Origin of the sequence: Bifidobacterium sp. FKU (assembly GCF_026016385.1) — a bacterium.
GTDB classification, from domain to species: domain Bacteria; phylum Actinomycetota; class Actinomycetes; order Actinomycetales; family Bifidobacteriaceae; genus Bifidobacterium; species Bifidobacterium infantis.
Window position 1 is genome coordinate 1,509,180 of record NZ_CP092888.1, and the last position, 22,508, is coordinate 1,531,687.

Annotated in this window: 20 protein-coding genes and 1 tRNA gene; 4 read left to right on the forward strand and 17 right to left on the reverse strand. The window is 60.8% G+C overall.

The window, feature by feature from the left end; genetic code table 11:
* Positions 1-49: 49 nt before the first annotated feature.
* From ybeY to MMB48_RS06895, 4 genes are read right to left on the reverse strand one after another with little or no spacing between them, the layout of a single operon-like run.
* Positions 50-598, reverse strand: a complete 549-nt coding sequence (gene ybeY / locus MMB48_RS06880; protein ID WP_007052156.1) for an rRNA maturation RNase YbeY — start codon at positions 596-598, stop codon at positions 50-52.
* Positions 588-1,763, reverse strand: coding sequence for a PhoH family protein (locus MMB48_RS06885; RefSeq protein ID WP_032743703.1), 1,176 nt, complete (start codon positions 1,761-1,763; stop codon positions 588-590). Before MMB48_RS06885 ends, ybeY begins: the two co-directional genes overlap by 11 nt.
* Positions 1,764-1,781: 18 nt before the next feature.
* Positions 1,782-2,120: a histidine triad nucleotide-binding protein gene (locus MMB48_RS06890; protein ID WP_032743702.1), complete on the reverse strand. Its 339-nt coding sequence runs from the start codon at positions 2,118-2,120 to the stop codon at positions 1,782-1,784.
* Positions 2,121-2,168: 48 nt separating this feature from the next.
* Positions 2,169-2,966: a 16S rRNA (uracil(1498)-N(3))-methyltransferase gene (locus tag MMB48_RS06895; protein ID WP_032743701.1), complete on the reverse strand. Its 798-nt coding sequence runs from the start codon at positions 2,964-2,966 to the stop codon at positions 2,169-2,171.
* Positions 2,967-3,061: 95 nt separating this feature from the next.
* Here MMB48_RS06895 and MMB48_RS06900 point away from each other — a divergent pair.
* The 3 genes from MMB48_RS06900 (at position 3,062) to glgC (ending at position 5,534) form a co-directional block, all read left to right on the forward strand.
* A tRNA-Leu gene (locus MMB48_RS06900) sits at positions 3,062-3,149 on the forward strand.
* Positions 3,150-3,209: 60 nt separating this feature from the next.
* Positions 3,210-4,088, forward strand: coding sequence for a TrmH family RNA methyltransferase (locus MMB48_RS06905; RefSeq protein ID WP_032743700.1), 879 nt, complete (start codon positions 3,210-3,212; stop codon positions 4,086-4,088).
* 201 nt (positions 4,089-4,289) lie between these two features.
* Positions 4,290-5,534 carry a glucose-1-phosphate adenylyltransferase gene (glgC, locus tag MMB48_RS06910; RefSeq protein WP_032683911.1) on the forward strand — a complete coding sequence of 415 codons (1,245 nt, stop codon included), beginning with the start codon at positions 4,290-4,292 and terminating at the stop codon, positions 5,532-5,534.
* An 89-nt stretch (positions 5,535-5,623) separates the two neighbouring features.
* On the opposite strand, the gene MMB48_RS06915 is transcribed toward glgC, so the two are convergent.
* The 10 genes from MMB48_RS06915 to aroC all read right to left on the reverse strand — a co-directional run bounded on the left by MMB48_RS06915 (position 5,624) and on the right by aroC (position 17,368).
* Positions 5,624-6,217, reverse strand: coding sequence for a metal-sulfur cluster assembly factor (locus MMB48_RS06915; protein ID WP_032683910.1), 594 nt, complete (start codon positions 6,215-6,217; stop codon positions 5,624-5,626).
* Positions 6,218-6,223: 6 nt separating this feature from the next.
* A complete protein-coding gene (gene sufU, locus MMB48_RS06920) occupies positions 6,224-6,778 on the reverse strand; it encodes a Fe-S cluster assembly sulfur transfer protein SufU (protein WP_032743699.1) in 555 nt (184 codons plus the stop codon).
* Positions 6,779-6,789: 11 nt separating this feature from the next.
* Positions 6,790-8,064, reverse strand: coding sequence for a cysteine desulfurase (locus tag MMB48_RS06925; protein ID WP_012577906.1), 1,275 nt, complete (start codon positions 8,062-8,064; stop codon positions 6,790-6,792).
* 137 nt (positions 8,065-8,201) lie between these two features.
* Positions 8,202-8,981, reverse strand: coding sequence for a Fe-S cluster assembly ATPase SufC (gene sufC, locus MMB48_RS06930; RefSeq protein ID WP_012577907.1), 780 nt, complete (start codon positions 8,979-8,981; stop codon positions 8,202-8,204).
* 25 nt (positions 8,982-9,006) lie between these two features.
* On the reverse strand, positions 9,007-10,242 hold the full coding sequence (gene sufD / locus MMB48_RS06935; protein WP_032743698.1) for a Fe-S cluster assembly protein SufD: 1,236 nt from the start codon (positions 10,240-10,242) through the stop codon (positions 9,007-9,009).
* A gap of 5 nt (positions 10,243-10,247) precedes the next feature.
* Positions 10,248-11,747: a Fe-S cluster assembly protein SufB gene (sufB, locus tag MMB48_RS06940; protein WP_012577909.1), complete on the reverse strand. Its 1,500-nt coding sequence runs from the start codon at positions 11,745-11,747 to the stop codon at positions 10,248-10,250.
* Positions 11,748-11,975: 228 nt separating this feature from the next.
* Positions 11,976-13,637 carry a CTP synthase gene (locus MMB48_RS06945; protein WP_014484975.1) on the reverse strand — a complete coding sequence of 554 codons (1,662 nt, stop codon included), beginning with the start codon at positions 13,635-13,637 and terminating at the stop codon, positions 11,976-11,978.
* 228 nt (positions 13,638-13,865) lie between these two features.
* Positions 13,866-14,312 carry a type II 3-dehydroquinate dehydratase gene (gene aroQ, locus MMB48_RS06950; RefSeq protein ID WP_012577911.1) on the reverse strand — a complete coding sequence of 149 codons (447 nt, stop codon included), beginning with the start codon at positions 14,310-14,312 and terminating at the stop codon, positions 13,866-13,868.
* A 163-nt stretch (positions 14,313-14,475) separates the two neighbouring features.
* Positions 14,476-16,098: a bifunctional shikimate kinase/3-dehydroquinate synthase gene (locus MMB48_RS06955; RefSeq protein ID WP_032743697.1), complete on the reverse strand. Its 1,623-nt coding sequence runs from the start codon at positions 16,096-16,098 to the stop codon at positions 14,476-14,478.
* 82 nt (positions 16,099-16,180) lie between these two features.
* Positions 16,181-17,368: a chorismate synthase gene (gene aroC, locus MMB48_RS06960; RefSeq protein WP_032743696.1), complete on the reverse strand. Its 1,188-nt coding sequence runs from the start codon at positions 17,366-17,368 to the stop codon at positions 16,181-16,183.
* A 63-nt stretch (positions 17,369-17,431) separates the two neighbouring features.
* Here aroC and MMB48_RS06965 point away from each other — a divergent pair, with 63 nt between their 5' ends.
* Positions 17,432-17,905, forward strand: a complete 474-nt coding sequence (locus MMB48_RS06965; protein ID WP_012577914.1) for a prepilin peptidase — start codon at positions 17,432-17,434, stop codon at positions 17,903-17,905.
* A gap of 166 nt (positions 17,906-18,071) precedes the next feature.
* Here MMB48_RS06965 and mltG read toward each other — a convergent pair whose 3' ends face one another.
* From mltG to alaS, 3 genes are read right to left on the reverse strand one after another with little or no spacing between them, the layout of a single operon-like run.
* Complete coding sequence (gene mltG / locus MMB48_RS06970; protein WP_032743695.1) at positions 18,072-19,253, reverse strand: endolytic transglycosylase MltG; 1,182 nt, start codon at positions 19,251-19,253, stop codon at positions 18,072-18,074.
* A gap of 13 nt (positions 19,254-19,266) precedes the next feature.
* The gene (gene ruvX, locus MMB48_RS06975) at positions 19,267-19,722 is read right to left on the reverse strand and encodes a Holliday junction resolvase RuvX (RefSeq protein WP_012577916.1); all 456 of its coding nucleotides are present in this window, start codon (positions 19,720-19,722) and stop codon (positions 19,267-19,269) included.
* Positions 19,723-19,730: 8 nt separating this feature from the next.
* Positions 19,731-22,409, reverse strand: a complete 2,679-nt coding sequence (gene alaS, locus MMB48_RS06980) for an alanine--tRNA ligase (RefSeq protein ID WP_032743694.1) — start codon at positions 22,407-22,409, stop codon at positions 19,731-19,733.
* Positions 22,410-22,508 lie beyond the last annotated feature (99 nt).

Here is a 22,508-nt window from a genome sequence, read left to right on the forward strand (position 1 = left end):
CCTTGAACGGTATCGAATAATCCGAATTTGGTGTGATTGATTTGGAAGTTTATTTGGAATCGAGGTCGCGGCCAGCACCGTGCGCGGCGTCGTACAGGGCCAGCGCGTCGGGTGTGCCGGCGGGCAGCGTGGCCTGCACGTTGGCATCGTGGCGCAGGGCGAAGAAGGTGAGCAGCAGCTGTCGCTGCAGGCCGAACATCTGGCGCTCCTGCTCGGGGGTCACGTGGTCATAGCCGAGCAGGTGCAGGATGCCGTGGATGGTGAGCAATAACATCTCCTGCATGGTGCTGTGTCCAGCTGCGGCAGCCTGTTGGGCAGCGACCCACGGGCAGATGACGATGTCGCCGAGCACTCCTTCCATCACGGTTTTGCCGTCGCCAGGGCGCAGCTCGTCCATCGGGAAGCTCATCACATCGGTCGGGCCTTCGAGGTTCATCCAACGCATGTGCAGTTCGGCGATGGGATCGGGATCCACGAACATGATGGTCAGGTCGGACTGGGTGCTCACGCGCATCTGGTCGAGTACCCAAATACCCAAATCGGAGAAGACCTTGGGGTCGATGACCCACTGGGTTTCATTGGTGACGTCAACGCTCATCGTCTGTCTCACTTTGGTTGGTTGAATCCGCTTGCTGGCGGGCATCGAAGTCGGTATGGTTGCGGCGGCCCTTGCGTTCGATGTCGCGGTGGTCGCCGGCGATGGCGGAGTGACGGTCGTAGGCGGCCACGATCTGGCCGACCAGCTGGTGACGTACCACGTCCTCGGTTTTGAGATGCACGAATGCGATGTCGTTGATGCCGCCCAGGATGCGTTCGATGGTGGCCAGTCCCGAGCGCGGCACGGTCAGGTCCACCTGCGAGATATCGCCGGTGATGACCATCGTGGTGTTGAAGCCCAGACGGGTCAGGAACATCTTCATCTGCTGTTCGGTGGTGTTCTGAGCCTCGTCGAGGATCACGAACGCGTCGTTCAGCGTACGGCCGCGCATGTAGGCGAGCGGCGCCACTTCGATGGAGCCGTCGTCCATGTACCGCTTGAGCTGGTCGGCGCCGAGCATGTCGCCAAGCGCGTCGTACAGCGGGCGCAGATATGGGTCAACCTTGTCGTTCAACGTGCCGGGCAGAAAGCCGAGGCTTTCGCCGGCCTCCACAGCCGGGCGCGTGAGGATGATGCGGCGAATCTGCTTGTCCTGGAAGGCACGCACAGCCTTGGCCACGGCCAGATACGTCTTGCCGGTGCCTGCGGGACCAATGCCGAAGGTGATGGTGTGCGATTCGATGGCGTTCACGTAGGCCACTTGTCCGGCGGTTTTCGCACGGACCGGCACGCCGGCAGCAAAGGTGATGACGCCGGGAACCGTGGGCTTGCGGTACGTCGGGTCGTGGGAGCCGGCAGAACGTGCATGGGCGCGTTCGTTTGAGGTCGATTGCGCCAGTTTGTCACGCACCGGGCCGTGACCGGGATGTTCGAGGCGCACATGGTTCTTGAGCACGTTCTGGTCGAGCATGCGACGCACGGTGTCGGCATCCATAGGCGCGGTGTAGGCGGCTTGGATGATGGAGTTGACCAAATCCTCGGCCTGTGCGGCTTGAGCTTCGGTCTGCTTGGAGCGGGAGACGATCGCCACGCGGTTGCCGCGCACGATAATCGTCAGGTCCGGAAAGGCGCGCTCCACCTCGCGAATGACCTCGTCAACCGGGCCGAGCACGGCGACGGGGTCAAGTTGAGGCGGGATGGTGATGGTACGTGTAGTCGTTGCCACGAAGCGGATATTCCCCTACTACTCGTCGAGCTTTTCGCCGGTCATCACGTGCGCGTGCACGTGGAAGACGGTCTGGCCGGCGTCGAGACCGGTGTTGAACACCAGTCGGTAGGCGCCGTGAAATTCCTTGTCGGCGATGTTCTGCGCGATGGAGACGATGTGGGCCAGCTCGGTCGGGTCATCGGCGGCAAGTTCGGCGACGTTGGCGTAGTGCTTCTTGGGCACCACAAGCACGTGGACCTTGGCCTTGGGATTGATGTCGTTGAATGCGTAGGTCGTCTCGTCCTCGTAGACTTTGCTGCCGGGAATCTGCCCTGCGATGATCTTGCAGAACAGGCAATCGTCGGATTCGCTCATCATGCTCCTTGGTTTGATGTTGCTACGCACCAGCTTAGCGCGTGGGCGTTACTCGTAGCGTCCCAACACCCGAGACAACAGCGACAACGCTACAGGACCGGCCGTCGCGGCTCTCAGAATATTGCGCCCCAGTACGCAGCTCACCGCTCCGGCCTTGACGAAATCAGCTACCTCCTGCTCACTGATGCCGCCCTCAGGCCCAACCACCACACTGACAGTCCGCGGCCGGCCGTCCTGGAGCGTGCGTTCCACCAAATGCGCAACCTTCTCCTCCACGCCGGACCACGTATCGGTAGCATCCTGATGCAGCACAATCACCACATCGCCATGCACGCAGGCCCTGCGGCAGATGGCCACGACCTCCTTGCCGGACGCGCACGCCTCCAATTGCGGCTTAAAGGCACGCCGCGACTGCTCGGTGGCGGCATCCAGTACCGAATTCCACTTCTTGTCTGTACGGCCGACCTTCCACTTGGCAATGGATCGGTCCGCCTGCCATGGCACCACTTGGTCGACGCCGATCTGCGTAGCCATATCGATGGCCTGCTCATCATGGCCGGTTTTCGCCAATGCCTGAATCAGCGCCAAACGGGTGAACGGCTGGGGTTCGCGCCCCACTTCCACGACTTCAGCCAGTCCGGCTTCAGGATCGGCCATCACTGCCTGGATTCTCAAGCCGTTGCCGTCGGAAAGTTGCAGGCTGTCCCCTGCCTTGAGTCGCATGGCCTGCACGGCATGGCGCTTGATGTGAGCAGGCAGGGTTAGCTTCCAGCCGGCGTGGAGTTCGTCGCTGTTCACCGGGACGTCGTCGACCTGCGGGTCGAAAAGAAAAAGGGCATCAGTCATGACTTCAAGGCTACACGCGACACGCCGTGCACACGCGCGAATTGCATCCCTGTAATTTCATGCTAAGCTATTTACTCGTTGTCCAAACGACACCTGCCCGGGTGGCGGAATGGTAGACGCGCTAGCTTGAGGTGCTAGTGCCTATTTTATACGGGCGTACGGGTTCAAGTCCCGTCTCGGGCACAGATAAACCCCTTGCATTGCAAGGGGTTTTTCGTTATCTGCACACACGAAAGGCCACCAATGCAGTTCATCACGCTGGACACCGTTGACGACCCGCGCGTCGAAGCGTATGTGAGCCTCACCGAAATGCAGTTGCGCAATCGCTTGGAACCAGCCAAGGGCGTGTTCATCGCCGAGTCCCCCAAAGTCATCGACCGCGCGCTGGCCGCTGACCGCGAACCGCTGTCACTGCTGGTCGAGGAACCTTGGCTGGAGGGCATGAAAGACACCTTCGACTTCATCGACGGGCGCTGGGGCGCGGATATTCCCGTCTACGTGGCCTCACCTGAGCAGCTCAAGCGTCTGACCGGCTACCGTTTGCATCGCGGCGCCCTATGCGCGATGCGACGCTGGCTGCTGCCCTCCGTAGCCGAGGTCTGCAGGAGCGCCCGCCGCGTGGCAGTAATGGAAAACATCGTGGACCACACCAATGTGGGCGCACTGATGCGTTCGGCGGCCGCGCTCAATGTGGATGCCGTGCTGGTCACGCCCTCCTGCGGCGATCCGCTGTACCGACGAGCCGCTCGTGTGTCGATGGGCACCGTATTCCAGATTCCGTGGACCCGTATCACCGGGTTCAACGACGACGGTACCGAAAACAAGCATTACTGGCCGTTCCAGGGCATCGACGAGTTGAAGTCGCTGGGCTTCACCACCGTGGCCATGGCATTGGAGGATCGTTCGATTTCGTTGGACGAACTGACACGCCGTCTGCACGCGCCTGACGAAGATCCGACGCATATCGACAAGCTCGCGCTGATCTTCGGCACCGAGGGCGACGGCCTGTCCCACCATACGATTGCCCGCGCCGATTTGACCGTGAAGATTCCGATGAGCCACGGCGTGGATAGTCTGAACGTGGCGGCATCCAGCGCAGTGGCGTTCTACGCGACACGCTAAGGAATCGCACGCGCTCCTAAAAGGCCGAATCCTTAACAAATCCACGAAACTGTTCATCGCAAGTTCACGGCACGCGGGTGGCAAAAGCCTTGCATGTTCGATTTTTTCTGCAATTATTAACTATGTAAACCGAATGCAAGGAAGCATCCGGCCCAGTAGTGCGGTGTCGAAAGACGCTCAGTAACAGAGAGGACAGTTACGATGGCCAAGAATCCCAAGATTCTGTCGATTGTGCTTGCAGGTGGTGAGGGGACCCGCCTGATGCCGTTAACCCGCGATCGCGCGAAGCCCGCCGTTCCCTTCGGTGGTGTGTATCGTCTGATCGATTTCCCGTTGAGCAATCTGGTGAACTCCGGGTACCGTCAGGTCGTGGTGCTCACCCAGTACAAGTCTCACTCGCTTGACCGCCACATCTCCCAGGTCTGGCGTTTCTCCCCGCTGCTTGGTTCGTACGTCTCCCCTGTGCCCGCGCAGCAGCGTCTCGGCAAGCATTGGTATCTCGGCTCCGCCGACGCCATCTACCAGACCATCAACATCATCGAGGATGTCCAGCCGGACATCGTGGTGATTGTGGGTGCCGACCACGTCTACCGCATGGACTTCGAACAGATGGTTCAGCAGCACATCGAGTCCGGTGCTGAGTTCACCGTGGCCGGTATCCGCCAGCCCATCGAGGAATCGAACCAGTTCGGTGTGATTGAGGTCGATCACGATCACCCGAACATGATCAAGAACTTCCAAGAGAAGCCGGCCACCACCACCGGTCTGCCGGACAATCCGAACCAGATTCTGGCTTCCATGGGTAACTACGTTGCCAACACCAAGGCCCTGTTCGAGGCTCTGTCTCTCGATGAGAAGGCTGCCGACACCAAGCACGACATGGGCGGCGACATCGCCCCGTACTTCGCTTCTCGCAACGAGGCCGGCGTCTACGACTTCAACTCGAACGAGATTCCAGGCTCCACGGCCACTGATCACGCTTACTGGCGCGACGTCGGTACGATTAAGCAGTTCTACGATGCACACATGGATCTGATCGCCTATGTGCCCGAGTTCAACCTATACAACCAGGATTGGCCGATTTACACGATGTCCGGCAACCTGCCGCCAGCCAAGTTCGTGCACGCGGGCCGCGACCGTCTGGGCCACGCCACCGATTCAATCGTCTCCCCCGGTGTGATCGTCTCCGGCGGTGAAGTGCACCACTCCGTGCTCTCCCCCAATGTGCGTATCCACTCGTGGGCACAGATTGTCGATTCCGTGCTGTTCGACGGTGTGATCATCAACCGCCGTGCCCGCGTGTACAAGGCAATTCTTGACAAGAATGTGGTGCTCACCGAAAACTCCACTGTCGGCATCGATACCGAGCACGATCTGGCCCGCGGCTTCACTGTCACGCCAGACGGCATCACGGTTGTCCCGAAGAACACCATCGTCGATGACTGATTGACCAGTCCAGACATGGAAAAGCCCCGTATCATGCGGGGCTTTTCTCGTATAGAGCTCCCTCATCAGAGGGAGCTTACTAAGCGCTATCAGTACTTTGGCATGTTGTCGAAGTTGAAGCCTAGGGCGGCGAGCTGGTCGCGGCCTTCGGGTGTGATGCGCTCCATGGTCCAGCGCGGGTCCCACGTCCAGTCGATGCGGAACTCCTCGACCAGACCAGCCAGTGTGGAGGCGCATTCGTCCTCGATAAGGTCGGTCAGCGGGCAGGCCGGCGTGGTCAGCGTCATCGTAATAATGGCGCGGCCTAGCTCATCGATCTCAATGCCGTAGACCAGACCCAAATCGATCACGTCGATGCCAAGCTCCGGATCAATCACCTGATGCAGTGCCTCGCGCACGTCTTCGGCAGTGGCGCGGCCGATATCGTCAATCGCCTTGATCGGAATCTCGCTGCCATCGGACTGTTCGTCATCCCGGCAACCGCATCTGCCGTGGTGACCGCCACACGCACAGGTGTCATCGCCGGACGCAGCAGAGTGCTCGATCGGGCGTCCGTTCGGGAAGCCCTTGGCCAAGGCCGGGTTGGCCATCACGCGGCGAGCGGCCTCCTCGTCCTGCAGGACGCCGTTGACGGCATCGAAAACGGACGGCTGTGGTTCGGGAACCAAATTATCGTTGGACATATTTCCTCAGTTCTTTGCAGCGAGGGCTTTGGCGATGGAGTCCTTCAGCCCTTCCCAGCCTAGCAGAGCGCATTTGATGCGCATAGGGTATTTCGACACTCCTTGGAATACCACGGCGTCGCCGAGCTTTTCTTCCAGGTTCTCGTCGTACAGACCGGCACCGCGCGATTCCATCAGCTTGTGGAATGTCTGTTCCAGATCCATGGCCTCGTCCACGGTTTTGCCGTCCACCAGATCGACCATCACCGACAGGCTGGCCTGCGAAATGGAGCAGCCGTGGCCGTCCCATACCAATCGCTTGATGGTGTGCGGTTCGTCATCGGAGACTTCGACATGGATGGTCGCCTCGTCGCCGCAGGTCGGGTTGAACTGGTGCGATTCACCGGGCGTGCAGTATTCGTGGCTGGCTTGCACGGTGACATTGGCCGCTGCGTCCGCGGACTGTTCGACCGCTGCGTTGGGAGCAAAGGATTCCTTGCCATGCGGATGTTTCGACGCCTCGAGGATGACCTCTTGGTACATCTGTTCGAGGTCATCCCCGCTCATACCAAATTCGTTCATGGTGTTCTGTTTTACTCCACTCCAAAGAACTTACGGATGCCCTTGGCCGCTTCGACCAATGCTTGGGCATCTTCGACCGAATTGTAGACACCGGAGGAGGCACGGTTGGATGCGTATAGGCCGAAGTGGCGGTGCACCGGCTGGGCGCAGTGGTGTCCCACGCGAATCGCGATGCCCTGGGCGTCGATGAACTGGCCCACATCGTGCGGGTGCACGCCGGCCACGTCGAACGCCACGGTGCCGATGCGGTCCACGTTTTCGCGCGGTCCGAGGATGCGAATGCCATCGATGTCGCCGAGCTTCAGCAGTTCGGCGGCGATGGTCTTCTCATGGGCTTCGATGTTCTCAAGACCGATATTCATCATCCATTCGGCGGCGACGCCTGCGGCCACCACTTGGGCGACCGGCTGGGTGCCGGCCTCGAAACGGGCCGGAGGGGCCATGTATTGGGCCTCGTGGTCCATGTAGGCGAGCTCGACCATGGAGCCGCCGAAGTTGGCCGGCGGCAGGGCTTCGAGCAGTTCGCGCTTACCGTACAGGAAGCCGACGCCGGTAGGACCGTACATCTTGTGCGCGCTCCAGGCGGCGAAGTCCACATCAAGCGCGTGGAAATCGACCTTGAGGTGCGGTACGGACTGGCAAGCGTCCAAGATGAAGATCGAACCTACTTCATGCGCACGCTTGATGATAGGGGCGATGTTGGTGATGGCACCCGTGGTGTTGCCCACGTGGGTGACGGCCACGACCTTGGTGCGTTCGGTAATGACTTCGTCGAGGTTGTCCGTACGCACACGGCCGTCCTCGGTCAGGTCGATCCACTTGAAGGTGGCACCGGTACGGTAGGCCAGCTCCTGGAACGGCAGCAGCACTGAATGATGTTCCGCACGCGAGACGACGATTTCATCGCCCGGCTTCAGGGCAAAACGCTTGGCGGCTTCTCCCCCACGACCCAGCGATGCATTGCCGAATGCGGTGGCGAGCAGGTTCAGTCCGGCCGTGGCACCACCGGTGACGACGATCTCTTCTTCGCCTTCCGCTGCATTCGCGCCGACCAGCTTGGCGACCTTGGCACGGGCCTCTTCGAAAGCCATGGTACTACGGGCCGCCAGCTCGTGGGCACCGCGGTGCACGCCGGCGTTGATCGTACGGTAGAAGTTCGCCTCGGCGTCGATCACCGCATTCGGCTTCTGCGAGGTGGCCGCAGAATCCAGGTACACGAGCGGGTGCCCGTGAATCTCCTGATTCAGAATCGGGAACTCGCCCCGAATCTCCTTAAAATCAACCATTATGTTCCCCTACTTACGTAACAATTGTACGAAACGAGTGGGAGTCGGACATGGCCTGTTCGCGGCCGTAAAGACTTGGCCTGAGCGGCCCGGAGCGTGTCGAGAATAGGGCATGTCAGGCTCCCCCGGTCACGGACTCAGGCCAGCGCGGACTCGGAATCAGCACCCTCGGGCAGGTACTGGTCGTAGCCGTTCTCTTCAAGTTCGTCGGCCAGCTCAGGGCCGCCGGTCTTGACGAAGTGGCCGTCGGCGAACACGTGCACGATGTCCGGCTTGATGTACTTCAAGATACGGGTGTAGTGCGTGACCATGAGGATGCCGAACTGGTTGGCTTCCTTGGCACGGTTCACGCCTTCGGACACGATGCGCAGGGCGTCCACGTCCAAGCCGGAGTCGGTTTCGTCAAGGATGGCAAACTTCGGCTTCAGCAGTTCGAGCTGCAGCACTTCGGCGCGCTTCTTTTCACCGCCGGAGAAGCCTTCGTTCACGGAACGGGAGGCGAACTTCGGGTCCATCTTGAGGCGCTTCATGGCTGCGGACAGGTCCTTGGCCCACTGGCGAATACCGGGAGCCTCGCCGTCGATTTCGGTCTTGGCGGTGCGCAAGAAGTTGGTCATGGACACGCCCGGTACTTCGACCGGGTATTGCATGGCCAGGAACAGGCCGGCCTTGGCGCGCTCGTCCGGAGTCATCTTGAGGATGTCCTTGCCGTCGAGGAGGGCCTCGCCGGAGTCGACCACGTACTTGGGGTGGCCGGCCAACGTGTAGGCGAGAGTGGACTTGCCGGAACCGTTGGGGCCCATGATGGCGTGGGTTTCGCCGGAGTGGACGGTCAGGGTGGCACCCTTCAGGATCGGCTTGATGCCTTCCTTGGTTTCGACGTGGACGTGCAGGTCCTTGATTTCGAGTGTTGACATTGTTGTGCTCCTAAAAATGCTGTTCTTACTTGTCTTCGAGGACCTGTGCCATGGCGTCGTTTTCGCCACGGGCCAGTCGGCGGTCAATCACGGTCATCAGATGTTCGGAGATGGCAGGAATGCCGATCTCCTCGACGAGTTCGCCGAAGAAGCCGCGCACCACAAGCTTGCGGGCGTCGGTTTCGGGGATGCCGCGGGATTCGAGGTAGAACAGTTCCTCGTCGTCGAAGCGGCCCACCGAAGAGGCGTGACCGGCACCGATGATGTTGCCGTTTTCGATTTCGAGGTTCGGCTCGGAATCGGCGATGGCACCCGGGGTCAGGACCAGGTTGCGGTTGAGCTCGTAGGAGTCGGTGCCGGGGGCGGTGGGCTGGATGAGCGCGTTGCCCACCCAAGTGGAGTGCGCGCCCTTGCCGTCAAGCGCGCCCTTGTAGACCACGCGGGACTTGCAGTCGGGGTGGTTGTGTACCACCATCGTGCGGTGTTCGATGTGCTCGCCGGGGTCCACGAAGTAGATGCCGAGCATGTTGAGGTCGCCTTGTTCGCCGCCGAAGTCCTGATCCATGCGGATGCGGACGATGTCGCCGCCCAAGGTCACGACGGAGTGGCGCAGGGATGCGCCTTCGCCGACGTGGATGCGGTGGTTGGCCACATGCTTGGCGGTTTTGGCCCATTCCTGAACGAACGTGGTGGAGACGTGCGAGTCCTTGCCGGTGGTGATTTCCACGCCTTCGGCCAGTCGTGCGTCACCGTCGTGTTCCACGACGACGTCCGCATGAGCCTTGTCGGCGGCGGCGATCACCAGATGGAAAGCGTCGAGGTCCTCCCCCGCGCCGTGCACTTTGACGAGCACGGGCTGGGCGATCTCACCGGACAGTTCCAGAATGGTTGCGGTGTGGCCGGATTCCCATTCGACTGCGGAGACGCGGTCGTTGGGCTTGGACACAGTGCCGGACAGGCCCTCACCGAGCTTGATCTGGCTGAGCTTCACGCCTTCGGCCAACGGCGAGCCGTCAATCATGGAGACTTCGATCTGCGTTTCGCCGGAAGGCTTGAACACGGTGAAGAACTCGTTGATGCGCTCGATAGGCGTGTAGCGCCATTCGTCCTGCTTGCGGCTGGGCTCCGGGTAATCGCCTGCGTTGAACGAACGCACGGCATGGTCCACGGAGGACGGCATGGCGGCCGGAATCGCGTACGGGTCGTTGGGGTCGGCGACCGGAATCTTGATTTCCTTGACGGGTGTTGTGTTGTCGGTCATCGGAATCAGCCCACCGATCCTTCCATCTGAAGTTCCACAAGTCTGTTGAGTTCAAGCGCGTATTCCATCGGCAGCTCGCGGCTGATCGGTTCGACGAAGCCGCGCACGATCATGCCTCGCGCCTCTTCCTCCGTGAGTCCTCGGCTCATCAGGTAGAAGAGCTGGTCTTCGGAAATCTTGGAAACGGTGGCTTCGTGGGCCATCGAAACGTCGTCTTCGCGAACGTCGACGTGCGGGTAGGTATCGGAGCGGGAGAAGTCGTCGACCAGCAGGGCATCGCACACGGTCGAGTTGGACGAACCGTACGCGCCCTTGACGATTTTGACCAGACCGCGGTAGGCGGAGCGGCCGCCGCCGCGCGAGATGGACTTGGCGACGATGGTGGAGCTGGTGTGCGGGGCGAGGTGAATCATCTTCGCGCCCGTGTCCTGGTACTGGCCCTTGCCGGCGAAGCCGAGGGACATGGTGGATGCCTTGGCGTACGGTTCGGCGAGGATGCAGGCCGGGTACTTCATGGTGGCCTTGGAACCGATGTTGCCGTCCACCCACTCCATCGTGCCGCCCTCACGCACGTAGGCACGCTGGGTGACGAGGTTGTAGACGTTGTTCGACCAGTTCTGCACGGTGGTGTAGCGCACGCGGGCGTGCTTCTCGACGATGATCTCGACGATGGCGGCGTGCAGCGAGTCCTCGGACCAGATCGGGGCGGTGCAGCCTTCCACGTAGTGCACGTAGGAGCCTTCGTCCGCGATGATCAGCGTACGTTCGAACTGACCCATGGCCGGGGTGTTGATGCGGAAGTATGCCTGCAACGGGATGTCCACGTGCACGCCCTTCGGCACGTATACGAACGAGCCGCCGGACCATGCCGCGGTGTTGAGGGCGCCGAACTTGTTGTCCTCCGGGGGCACGACGGTGCCGAAGTACTTCTTGACGAGTTCAGGGTATTCGCGCACAGCGGTGTCTGTGTCGACGAAGATCACACCCTGCTTCTTCAGGTCCTCACGAATGGAGTTGTAGATTACCTCGGACTCGTACTGGGCAGCCACGCCGGAGACGAGGCGGTTCTTCTCCGCCTCCGGGATGCCAAGGCGATCGTAGGTGTTGCGGATGTCGTCCGGCAGCTCCTCCCACGACTTCGCCTGCTTCTCGATCGGCTTGACGTAGTACTTGAAGTCGTCGGCGTTGAAGCCGGAGAGATCCACACCCCAATCGGGCATGGGCTTTTCGAGGAACGCCTTGAATCCACGCAGACGCATGTCGAGCATCCACTGCGGCTCGCCTTTGTCGGCGCTGATCGCGCGTACGACGTTCTCATCAATGCCTCGTTTTGCGGCTTCGCCGGCGGCATCAGAATCATGCCAACCATAGTTGTAGTCGCCGAACTGGCTGATGATCTCGTCATCCTTCTTGATCTTGTCCTCGTTGACGCGGGTACGATCAGCCACATACTGGCTCATCTCCACGTCAGCGGCGGCGTTTGGTGCTGTGTTTTCGGTCACCATCCTGCCTTCCTTGTATCACACTTAACCCTATGAAAACCTAGCAGAACCCAAGTGCAAACACTAGCTGCCCTGACGCATATTGGCTGTGGTCTTGATTACATGCGGGCGCCATCGGGCCATGCGGCATCACGGATGGCGCCAAACGGCGAAGGCGTGGCGGCGAAGCATCCTGAGATGCCGTGCCGTCACGCCTTCATCGTGCGCGGACCGACCGCGCGGGATCCACGGTCAGCGGGCCGCCTGATGGCCGAGCGCCGCCTTGACCAGACCGGCGAACAGCGGATGCGGCTTGGTCGGGCGGGACTTGAACTCCGGGTGAGCCTGGGTGGCCACATAGAACGGGTGCACGTCCTGCGGCAGTTCCACGAACTCGGTGAGCTCGCCATCCGGGCTCTGGCCAGAAATGCGCAGGCCGCCTTCGCGCAGACGATCCTTGTAGGCCACGTTGACTTCGTAACGGTGGCGGTGACGCTCGGTGACATGCGTGGTGCCGTACAGTTCGGCGACCAGCGAGCCTTCCTCCAGCTCAGCCGGGTAGGATCCAAGACGCATGGTGTGGCCCATGTCGCCCTTGCCGGCCACGATGTCCTTCTGCTCTTCCATGGTGGCGATCACCGGGTTGGCGCAATCGGGCTCGAACTCGGAAGAGTTCGCGTCTTCAATGCCCAGCACGTGGCGGGAGTATTCGATGACCATGGACTGCAGGCCCAGGCACAGGCCAAGGGCGGGCAGCTTCGTTTCACGGGCGAACTTCAGGGCGCCGATCTTGCCATCGATGCCGCGGATGCCAAAGCCGCCGGGGATCACGATGCCGTCGACGTTGTCGAGAGCGGCGGCCGCACCTTCGGTGGTTTCGCAACGGTCGGCCGCAACCCACTTGACGTTGACCTTGGCCCAGTTGGCAAAGCCTCCGGCCTTGATGGCCTCGGTGACAGACAGGTAGGCGTCCGGCAGATCGATGTACTTGCCGACGATGGCGATGTTGACTTCATGCTTGGGGTGGTGGACGCGCTCAAGCAGGTCTGCCCATTCATCCCAATCGACATCGTGGAACGGCAGGCCGAGCTCACGCACCACGTAAGCATCAAGGCCCTCTTCGAACAGAATCTTCGGCACATCGTAGATGCTCGGCGCATCCACGCAGTTGACCACGCCTTCGGCATCGACGTCGCACATCAGGGAAATCTTGTCTTTGATGGACTGGTTGAGCGGGCGGTCGGAACGCAGCACGAGGGCGTCCGGGGAGATGCCGAGCTGACGCAGCATCATCACGGAGTGCTGGGTGGGCTTGGTCTTGAGCTCGTGGGCGGCGGAAATGTACGGCACCAGGGAAACGTGCACGAACATGCAGTTGTCCGGGCCGAGATCGCGGCGCACTTCGCGGGCGGCCTCAAGGAAGGGCTGGGACTCGATGTCGCCGACAGTACCACCGATCTCGGTGATGATCACATCCACGTCATCGGAAGCCTGGGCGCGCATACGAGACTTGATTTCGTTGGTGATGTGCGGGATGACCTGCACGCACTGGCCGAGGTATTCGCCGGCGCGCTCCTTGCGCAGCACTTCCTGATAGATCTGACCGGTGGTGACGTTGGCCTTCTGGCTCAGGAAGACGTCGAGGAAACGCTCGTAGTGGCCGATGTCGAGATCGGTTTCGGCACCGTCTTCGGTCACGTAGACCTCACCATGCTGGAACGGGTTCATGGTGCCCGGGTCGACGTTGATGTACGGATCGAGCTTTTGCTGCAGAACATGGATACCGCGGCTGCGCAGCAAACGACCGAGCGAAGATGCGGTCAGGCCCTTGCCGAGAGAGGAAACAACGCCGCCAGTGACGAAAATATGCTTGGTGACGTGCTCTTGAGAATTACCATGTGTTCTTCTAACCATGGAATTCCACTCTATCATCCGTGTATGACCCGGCGTGTTCATGACGTGGCCGGTGTAGTCGCGCGTAGGCGGCCCGTCTCGTCCTGCCTTGGCCAGCATATGGTCGAATACACGGTGCACTTCAGGCCCATAGGGCGCACCAGGACGAGGATTCTGGTCCGATTCGTCGGAACAGGAATCCCGGGCTCAACGTCGACTGATACCCGGGATTGGCTGGAGGGCTTGGTTCTATTCGCTCAGCAAGTGCGCCACAGCATCGAGCGCGAGCTTGTAGCCGTAGAAACCCATGCCGGTGATGGTGCCGGTGGCCACAGGGCTGATTACGGAACGCTTGCGGAACTCGTCACGGGCGGACGGGTTGGAAATATGGACTTCCATAAGTGGCAGGTTCTCATCAATGACCATGTGCGCGGCGTCGGCGAGAGCATACGAATAGTGCGTGAAGGCGGCGGGGTTCATGACCACCGGGGTTTTCTCGTCGGCGGCTTGGTGCATCCAGCGCACCATTTCGGCTTCGTCGTCGGTCTGACGCACCTCGACTTCAAGGCCGAGGTCCTTGCCCCATTCGGCGCAGAGCTTGCGCAGGGTGTCGAGGTCTTGACGACCGTAGACGTCGGGCTGGCGGACGCCGAGACGTCCGAGGTTAGGGCCATTGACAACGATGACTTTGGTCATCGGGACTCCTTTTGTTTGTGCTTCTCTCCCTCCGCCCCTTCGGGGCACCTCCCTCATCAAAGGGAGGAAGAAGGTAGATCCGACTCCGGGGCACCTCCGTTAGAGGGGAGCCAAGTACTTTTTTCTGAGGGGATGGCGAACGGCACGGCCTGTGGCCGTTCAATTATTGCTGGATACGATGGAAGGCTTCTTCTACGGCGTCGGCGGGCGGGTTGTCGAGGTGTACGACGTGACCAATCTCGTCAAGGACCACGAAACGCAGTTCGTTGCCACGGGCTTTCTTGTCGCGATGCATCAATGCGAGCACGTCGTCGAACGAGCCGCCATGCCACGACGTCGGCAGACCCAGCGAAGCGAGCAACGAGCGGTGATAGTCAACCAGATCCTGATCGATGTAACCGATCAGATGGGCCAGCTCGGCGGCATACACCATACCGACGGCCACCGCATTGCCATGCCTCCAGCGGAAGTGCTCGAGCTTTTCGATGGCATGGCCCATCGTGTGCCCGTAGTTGAGGAATTCACGAAGACCCTTCTCCTTCAAATCGGAGGAGACGTGGTAGACCTTGACCTTTACCGTGCGCTCAATGAGCTCGGCAACCACGTCTTCGAGCGGCGAGCCGAGGAATGTAGAGCCGTCGAAAGCGCGCAGTTCAGCTGCATGGTCTTCGAGGATATGCAGGATCTCGGGATCGCGGATGAAACCGGATTTGGCGACTTCGCCGAGACCCTCGATGAAGATGTCATTGGGTAGCGTAGCCAGCGTCTTGGTGTCGGCCAGCACACCGGCAGGCGTGTAGAACGAGCCGACGAGGTTCTTGCCCTGCGGGGTGTTGATGCCGGTTTTGCCACCGGTGGAGGCATCGACCATGGCCAGCAGCGAGGTCGGGCAGTTTACATAGCGCACGCCGCGCATCCACGTGGCAGCCACGAAACCGGCCAAATCGGTTGCGGCACCGCCGCCAAGCCCCACCACGGCATCGGATCGGGTGAAACCTTCGTTGCCAAGGCGTTCCCAAATGCCGTTGGCCACGGTAATGGTCTTGCCGGGTTCGGCATCCGGAATCACGATGTCGGAAACCTCATAGCCGCCCTGACGCAACAGAGCGCGGGCACGATCGGAGTGTCGCTGCACCGACTGAGTGTGGATAAGCGCGATTTTGGCGGGTTTGGGTCCCAGCACATCGGCCAGATGGTTCATGGCACCTTCGCCAATGACCACATCATACGGCTCAATTGCCGCTCCGGTAACATGCACTGCTCGCTCAGATACCATATCAATCACTTTCTTCGCTGCGCCCTGAGGCGTAAGCCCCCGGGTATGGACATGAACGTTGGCGACCTCGCGGAATACTGGGTCACGCTGCTTGAACAGTTTTTTCCAACGGGAGTTGGCGTTGCCATTGAGCATGGGCCGGCCTCCCCCACGGTTCGCGCGTTCCATGGCTTCCGCCGGATCGGCATCAAGGTAGACCACACGACCGCCATGGTCGATGTAGGAGGCGAGGGCATGCTGGGTGGAGGACGTCATGGGAGCGCCACCGCCCAGCGAAAAGATACCGTCGAAATCCTCAAGCATATCGGCGATGAGATCGGCCTCGACCTCGCGGAATGCCGGCTCACCGTATTCCTCGAAGTAGGAGGGAATCTTCATGCCCACTTCACGTTCGATCTCCACATCGGCATCGGCGAACGGCAGACGCAACATATGCGCCACTTCCTTACCGACACGTGTTTTGCCGGCTCCCATCATGCCGATGATGACGGCGCGGGGGCGTGCGGTCATAATCTACGAATCCTCTCGACGATTGGTGGGTACAGTTGCTGATAGTTCCGCGGCAGTCGTCACGAAACCATACGTCCTTCGTTCAGCGCATGTGCTCCGGCCACGAGGCGAGATACGACTCAAGGTTGCGCCGTGTTTCGGCAACACTGTCTCCACCGAACTTATCCAGCGCGTACTTCGCCAAAGTCAGACGCACCATGGCCTCGGCCACCACGGATGCCGCAGGCACGGCGGTGCTGTCGGAACGCTGGTTGATGGCTTGTGCGGATTCGCCGGTCAGCACGTCGACCGTACGCAGGGCCTTGGGGATGGACGGAATCGGCTTCATGGCACCGCGTACGCGAATCACCTGGCCATTGGACATACCGCCTTCAATGCCACCTGCGCGGTTGGACAGACGGTCGATGCGGCCGTCGGCGTTGACCACGATCTCATCGTGTGCCTGCGAACCGGGGCGGGAGGCTTCCAGGAAGCCGTCGCCGATCTCCACACCCTTGAACGCCTGAATGCCCATAATCGCGGAGGCCAGAGCCGCGTCCAGTCGGCGGTCGGACTCCACATACGTGCCGATGCCGGCAGGCACACCGTAAGCCAGCACTTCAATCACGCCGCCCAACGTATCGGCGGCCTTCTTGGCTTCATTGATGCGTTCGATGATACGGACCTCGGCCTCTTTATCCAACGTACGCACGGGAGAGGCATCCAACGCTTCCAGATCGTCAGGTGTGGGCAACGGCAAATCAGGGTTGGTCTGCACGCCACCGAGCGCCACCACGTGGGCTACGGTGCGGATGCCGAACGCCTGATCCAGGAACTGCTTGGCCACCTCGCCCAAGGCCACACGGGAGGCGGTCTCACGGGCGCTGGAGCGCTCCAGTACCGGGCGGGCGTCGTCAAAACCATACTTGCGCATGCCGGTCAGATCGGCGTGGCCCGGGCGCGGGCGACTCAGCGGCGCATTGCGGCCTTCGCGCGGCAGGTCATGGTCGAGTGCATCGGCGCTCATGACCTCGGTCCACTTCGGCCATTCGGTGTTGGCGATTTCGATGGCCACCGGCGAGCCGAGGGTCAGGCCGTGGCGTACACCGGTCAGCAGACGGACCTTGTCTTGCTCGAACTTCATGCGGGCACCGCGACCATATCCAAGTCGACGGCGTACCAGTGCGGAAACGATATCGTCCGTGCTAATACGCACGCCGGCCGGCAACCCTTCAATCATGGCCACCAATGCTTCTCCGTGCGACTCCCCTGCCGTCTGCCAACGCAGCATAACTTCCCTCGTTTCATGTGTGTACGTCTATGAGTACGTCTAACTAGGGGTTAATGTTAAGCTATGCCATACCTGTTCACGCTACCCGGTCTGCTATGTGGGCTTACACTGTCCATTGAGGATGTTCGTCATCGGCGGGTGCCGATCGCATGGGTGGCCGTGGGCGCGTTAATCCAGTTGGCCGCCGATTTCGCGTATGGAGTGGTGGCGAACGACCTGTTCGTGCTGTTGCAGGCACTGTTGTTCACCGTGCTATGTTGCCTGATCCAGTTCGCGTTGGCGTTGCTGGTGCCGCGGTCATTGGGATTCGGCGATGTGACCGCCTTGATACCTATGGGATTGTCTGTCGGACTGTTTGGCCTGTTGCCTGTGGTGGTCTGGTGGCTGGCGATGGGCGTTGCCGGCATCACATGGATTGCCTTGTGGACGCGATTCGACCCACAACGCACATCACCGGCACATGCGGGCAAGGTGCCGTATGTGCCGGTGATATTGGCGGGCGCGATTGTGGCGGTGGTGGTTGGGGTGTTGTCCTAGATTTCTCCTCCATCCGCTTTGCGGGAGCCCCGGGCTTAAGTCGAGCGTTACATTCCCCGCAGTGCTCCCCTCAGTCCGCTTTGCGGACAGCTCCCCTCGGCGAGGGAGCCAATGAAGAGACTAATATCCGATCAGCTTCCCCAAGCGAAGGAAGCTAACGGGATGACTACTGGTTTTCGGCTTGCCACTTGCGTAGTTCGGCCACGTTCTGGTCATGTTCATCGGCGGTTGCGGCGAACTTGGTTTCGCCGGTGTCCAGATTGACCGTGCAGAAGTACAGCCAATTGCCGCTTTCGGGGTGCAGTGCCGCTTGAATGGCGCTATCTCCGGGATTGCTGATCGGCGTAGGCGGCAGGCCGGAGATCTTGTACGTGTTGTACGGGTTGGACTCGTCCTGGGTCATCTCGGTGGTCACCTGCGCGGGCTTGACGTTATTGCCATAGGCCACGGTGGAATCCATGCCCAACGACATGCCCTGCTCCAAACGGTTCTCGATGACTCGCGTCACTTTGCCGTAGTAATCGGCTTTGTTGACCTCGGCCTCGGCGATAGAGGCGATGATCATCACCCGTTCGCGGTCACTGCCGGTCGGCACGCCCAATTCATCCAACTTGGCGATACGCTTATCGACCATGGCCTTGAGGATTTCCGAAGCGCTCTTCATGCTCTTGACGTTGTAGGTTCCCGGCTCCAGCCATCCCTCAAAGCTACCGCCCGCTTCATTGGGCAGAATATCCTTACCCTTGTTCTTGATAATCGTGTCGAATTCGCTTTGGGAAATGCCGGAAAGCTTCGCGGCGTCGGCGAACACATCGGTGGCACGTTCACCGGGATGAACCTCAAGGAAGCCCGCCGCCTGGTTGGTGTCGGAGAGAACGGCGATCACATCGGATGCGGCCATATGCTTCTTCAATGTGAACGTTCCAGGATAGAGTGTCGAGCTATTGGCGTTGACCACGCTGGTGAACGCGGCAGTGGACTTGATGACTTCGGCCTTGAGCAGATTATCGGCGATCTCCGCAGCGCCTTGGCCCTCGCTCACGGTGAATTCGACCTCGCCATAGCCCGGTCCCGGATAGTCTGCGATGGCCGTCGACTGGTTGCTCCGGCTGTCGCGCCATGCGATGAGCTTGGTTACGCCGAAATAGCCGCCGCCGATAAGCAGGGCGACGATGGCGATAGCGATGATAATGCCACTGATACGCTTGCGCTTGCGATGTGCACGTCGCTTGCGCATCTCCTTGCGGGATTTCGGCGGTTCTGGCGGCGTGGCCCCGCGCATTGGTTCTGACTCCTGTTCGACCCAATGCGTGTTGTCATCAAAGAACTCGTTAAAATCATCGGTCATAACCGATACCTCACTACTCCCGGGTACGGTCGAGTGCCGTCTGCAAAATCACCACTGCCGACTGCTGGTCAACCACCGGCCTGTGCTTGTTCGAAGCTTTATGGGCCTCGAACAGTTGACGATGCGCACTGACTGTTGTTAATCTCTCATCTATCAATGACACCTGCGGAATCTGATACTCCGTAGAATCACTGTCTTCACTCTCTGCTTGCAGCCTCTTCTCCAGATTGGCCGCCCACCTGCGCGCTTTTTTGGCGCTTTTGCCTTCTGTACCGTCCATCTGCAGGGGCAATCCGACGATTACATGGTCCACATGTTCGTCTTCGATGACGTTCAGGACCTCGTCAATAGCAAAGAAATAGTCGCCGGCAACATGAATGTTGCCAGCAGGGTGTGCAAAGGTAAGCTCCGGGTCGGACAGTGCCAGTCCGACCCGGGCATTACCCAAATCAACGCCTAACCACACCACTGGCGGAATCAGGCTTTCTGCGCCTCGTGCTTGAGCGCTTCGAGGGCCTCGCCGATCTTGGAGGCATCGACACCGCCACCCTGGGCGAAGTCCGGCTTGCCGCCGCCACCGCCGCCGAGGACCTTGGCTGCGCCACGCACCAGATCACCGGCCTTGATGCCGGCCTTGCGGGCGGCATCGTTGGTGGCCACGGCGACCATCGGCTTGTCATCCTCGTTCACGCCGGCGAGGGCCACCACCACGGGGGCGTCTTCACCGAGTTGTGCGCGCACGTCGAGCACGGTCTTGCGCAGGGCGTCGACCGCGCCGAAGTGGCCCACGTTCTTGACAGCCACCTTGACCGGGGCCGCGGAGTTCTTGGTGTCAGCAACCAGCGCCGGAACCGAGGCGGCCAGCTGGGACTCGTACATGGCGGCCAAGCGACGATCGGATTCCTTGAGCTTGGCGAGCAGGGCGTTCACACGCTCGGCGAGCTCGTCCGGGCGAGCGTTGAGCTTGTCGGACAGCTGGGAGACCAGCGCGTGCTCACGAGCGTTGAAGTCATAGGCACCCTGGCCCACGACGGCGTCGACACGACGCACGCCGGAGCCGATGGAGGCTTCGGACAGGATGTTGACCATGCCGATCTTGCCAACGTGGTCCACGTGGGTACCACCACACAGCTCGCGGCTCCAGCCGTCTTCGCCGATGGAGACCACGCGTACGATGTCGCCGTACTTCTCGCCGAACAGGTGCATGGCACCGAGGGCGATGGCGTCGTCGAACTTCATTTCCTTGGTGGTCACGGCGAGGTTGTCGCGCAGCTTGTCGTTGACGCGCTCCTCGACTGCGGAGATCACGGACTTGGCCGGGGCCTTGGACCACTGGAAGTCGAAGCGCAGACGGTTCGGGGCGTCTTCGGAACCACGCTGAGTGGCCTGCGGGCCAAGCTCCTCACGCAGCGCCTTGTGCACCATGTGCGTGGCGGTGTGAGAGCGGGCGATGGCGCCACGGCGGGCCAGGTCGATGTTGGCGTTGACTTCGGCGCCGACGACCAGCGTGCCTTCGGTCAGACGGCACTGGTGGACGATGAGGTCCTTGATGGGCTTCTGCACATCGTCGACTTCGAGCACGGCGCCGTCGTCGGACAGGATCTCGCCCTGATCGGCAAGCTGACCGCCGGCCTCCGCATAGAACGGGGTGCGGTCGAGAATGACCTCGACGTTGGCCGGACCGGTCACGGCGGGCACGGAGCCCTTGCCTTCCTGCATGATGCCGATGACCTTGGCACGGGCAGACATATCCGTGTAGCCGAGGAAGTCGATCGGGCTGACGAGCGTCTTCTTGAAATCGTCGTAGACGGAGAGGTCCACGTTGTGGCGCTTCTTGAGGGCGTCGGCACGGGCACGGGACTTCTGCTCGGCCATAAGCTCGCGGAACTTGGCCTCGTCGACTTTCACGCCTTGGTCGGCGGCCATTTCGAGAGTCAACTCGATCGGGAAGCCGTAGGTGTCGTGCAGAGTGAACGCGTCAGAACCGGAGACCACCGGGTCGGCGGTCTTCTTGGCCTTCTTGACGGCCACGTCGAGAATCTCGATGCCGTTCTCCAGCGTACGACGGAACGCATCTTCCTCGCCGTAGGCCGCTTCGGAGACATCGTGGAAGGTGTCGTTAAGCTCCGGGTAGTTGGCGACCATGGCCTCCTTGGAGACGGGCAGCAGCTCGGGAATCACCGGATCGGTCACGCCAAGCACGCGCATGGCCTGCACAGTACGACGCAGCAGACGACGCAGCACGTAGCCGCGGCCGACGTTGGACGGGCGCACGCCATCGGACATAATCATCAGCGCGGAACGCACGTGGTCGGCCACGACACGGAACTTGACATCCGCGGCCTCGTCCTCGCCGTACTTGCGGCCGGACAGGCGCTCGGCGGCCTCGATGACCGGGAAGACCTCGTCGGTCTCATAGATGTTCTGTTTGCCCTGCATCAGGTAGGCCAGACGTTCCAGACCGGCGCCGGTATCGATGTTCTTCTGGGCCAGCTCGCCGACGATGTGCAGGTCGGTCTTGGACTTGACATTGTCGACCTCGTAGTTCTCGAACACGAGATCCCAAATTTCGATGAAGCGCGTCTCGTCGGCCGCAGGGCCGCCATCACGGCCGTATTCGGGGCCGCGATCCACGTAGATCTCGGAGCAGGGGCCGCCGGGGCCCGGGCCGCCGGTAGTCCAGAAGTTGTCTTCCATGCCGAAAATCTGCATGTGCTCGGGATCAAAGCCCTCGTTCTTCCAGATGGAACGGGCTTCCTCGTCGTCGGTAAAGGTGGTGACCCACAGCTTTTCCGGGTCAAAGCCGTAACCGCCCTGGTCCTGCGGGGTGGTCAGCAGCTCCCAGGCGTAGTGGATGGCCTCTTCTTTGAAGTAGTCGCCGATGGAGAAGTTGCCAAGCATCTGGAAGAAGGTGCCGTGGCGGGTGGTCTTGCCGACCTCATCGATATCCAGCGTACGCACGCACTTCTGGTTCGATGTCATACGGCGCTTCGGCGGGGTCTGCTCACCAAGAAGGTAGGGAATGAACGGCACCATGCCGGCGATGGTGAACAGCGTAGTGGGGTTCGGGGAAATAAGTGACGCCGAAGGCATGACGAGATGATCATGTTTGGCAAAGTAATCGAGGTATCGCTTTGCGATGTCCGCAGTGCGCATGAGCGGATGAACTCCTTGTTTGGGTAATGGGCGCAGTTGCGCCTGGTATTGATGGAAAAAGACTGGATTATGAGGACTAGTTTGTTCTAGCTGGTTCAG

Bases quoted from the DNA above. Each gene is read 5' to 3' on its own strand.
- ybeY (WP_007052156.1), bottom strand. From the start codon at position 598: ATGAGCGTTGACGTCACCAATGAAACCCAGTGGGTCATCGACCCCAAG.
- MMB48_RS06890 (WP_032743702.1), bottom strand. From the start codon at position 2,120: ATGAGCGAATCCGACGATTGCCTGTTCTGCAAGATCATCGCAGGGCAG.
- MMB48_RS06895 (WP_032743701.1), bottom strand. From the start codon at position 2,966: ATGACTGATGCCCTTTTTCTTTTCGACCCGCAGGTCGACGACGTCCCG.
- MMB48_RS06905 (WP_032743700.1), top strand. From the start codon at position 3,210: ATGCAGTTCATCACGCTGGACACCGTTGACGACCCGCGCGTCGAAGCG.
- glgC (WP_032683911.1), top strand. From the start codon at position 4,290: ATGGCCAAGAATCCCAAGATTCTGTCGATTGTGCTTGCAGGTGGTGAG.
- MMB48_RS06915 (WP_032683910.1), bottom strand. From the start codon at position 6,217: ATGTCCAACGATAATTTGGTTCCCGAACCACAGCCGTCCGTTTTCGAT.
- sufU (WP_032743699.1), bottom strand. From the start codon at position 6,778: ATGAACGAATTTGGTATGAGCGGGGATGACCTCGAACAGATGTACCAA.
- MMB48_RS06925 (WP_012577906.1), bottom strand. From the start codon at position 8,064: ATGGTTGATTTTAAGGAGATTCGGGGCGAGTTCCCGATTCTGAATCAG.
- sufC (WP_012577907.1), bottom strand. From the start codon at position 8,981: ATGTCAACACTCGAAATCAAGGACCTGCACGTCCACGTCGAAACCAAG.
- sufD (WP_032743698.1), bottom strand. From the start codon at position 10,242: ATGACCGACAACACAACACCCGTCAAGGAAATCAAGATTCCGGTCGCC.
- sufB (WP_012577909.1), bottom strand. From the start codon at position 11,747: ATGGTGACCGAAAACACAGCACCAAACGCCGCCGCTGACGTGGAGATG.
- MMB48_RS06945 (WP_014484975.1), bottom strand. From the start codon at position 13,637: ATGGTTAGAAGAACACATGGTAATTCTCAAGAGCACGTCACCAAGCAT.
- aroQ (WP_012577911.1), bottom strand. From the start codon at position 14,312: ATGACCAAAGTCATCGTTGTCAATGGCCCTAACCTCGGACGTCTCGGC.
- MMB48_RS06955 (WP_032743697.1), bottom strand. From the start codon at position 16,098: ATGACCGCACGCCCCCGCGCCGTCATCATCGGCATGATGGGAGCCGGC.
- aroC (WP_032743696.1), bottom strand. From the start codon at position 17,368: ATGCTGCGTTGGCAGACGGCAGGGGAGTCGCACGGAGAAGCATTGGTG.
- MMB48_RS06965 (WP_012577914.1), top strand. From the start codon at position 17,432: ATGCCATACCTGTTCACGCTACCCGGTCTGCTATGTGGGCTTACACTG.
- mltG (WP_032743695.1), bottom strand. From the start codon at position 19,253: ATGACCGATGATTTTAACGAGTTCTTTGATGACAACACGCATTGGGTC.
- alaS (WP_032743694.1), bottom strand. From the start codon at position 22,409: ATGCGCACTGCGGACATCGCAAAGCGATACCTCGATTACTTTGCCAAA.